The following is a 1104-nucleotide window of genomic DNA, read 5'->3' on the forward strand; positions in this document are numbered from 1 at the left end:
TCCAGTCCGAGTTTGGATGAACTTTCTGCCTTACCTGATACTTGAGTGGTATCTCTATCCGGATCCATACGAGTGGTCACCGCCCAAATGATGTCATTCCAATCTCGCGCATTGACGTCCTCATCACACAAGATAACGAACTTGTTGTCGGTGTATTGCGCGAAGAAGTCCCACAGGTATTCCATTAATGCTTGAGATTGGCCCGCTTGGTCTTTCTTCATCGTAACGACGGCAAAACGATTATTGGTTGTTGGCGGTAGATAGATATCAATGATCTCTGGACGCTGTTGTTTCAGTGATTCCAAATCGGCTTCTGTTATTACTTTACTGTCTTGCTTACTGATTTGGGGACGTGGTGCAAGTTCCGCATCCCATTTGATGGTCGCATCTAGTCCCATTTTGGAACCTAACCCCACCACTGGCGACGCAAAGTCGAGAGAATCGATTGGCGTGTTGTCTATCATCAAGGTATCGCGCACTGGATCCATATGTTCGGTCATCGCTTTGACGACGTCATTCCAGTCGCGCGCATTTACCGACTCATCACACACAATCACAAACTTGGTGTACATGAACTGACGCAAGAAGGACCACACTCCCATCATCACGCGCTTCGCATGACCTGGGTATTGCTTCTTCATGGTTACAACGGCCATGCGATACGAACAACCTTCTGGCGGTAGGTAGAAGTCTTCAATCTCTGGGAATTGCTTTTGCAGAATTGGCACGAATACTTCATTCAGTGCCACGCCTAATACCGCTGGCTCATCTGGCGGACGACCAGTATAGGTACTGTGATAAATTGGGTCTTTACGCATGGTGATGTGCGTAATGGTAAAGACGTGATGCTTTTCTTTTTCGTTATAGTAGCCAGTGTGATCGCCGTAAGGGCCTTCATCGGCAAACTCGTTCGGGTCGATGTAAAATTCAATGACGATTACAGAACTTGCTGGGACTTCCAAATCGTTACTGATGGATTTGACCACTTCGGTTTTACTGCCACGCAGCAAACCAGCAAAGGCATATTCTGATAACGTATCCGGCACTGGCGTCACCGCACCAAGGATAGTGGCAGGGTCGGCACCAAACGCCACGGAAACTGGG

General features: G+C 48.1%; 1 protein-coding gene. It reads right to left on the minus strand.

What is annotated here, in order from left to right; translation table 11 throughout:
- Positions 1–1104: UbiD family decarboxylase (locus tag R7E42_RS25215; RefSeq protein WP_318073269.1), on the minus strand; the 1104-nt coding region annotated here is incomplete at both ends.

This window comes from Vibrio sp. Vb1337 (assembly GCF_033338715.1).
In the GTDB taxonomy this organism is placed as follows: Bacteria; Pseudomonadota; Gammaproteobacteria; order Enterobacterales; family Vibrionaceae; genus Vibrio; species Vibrio alginolyticus.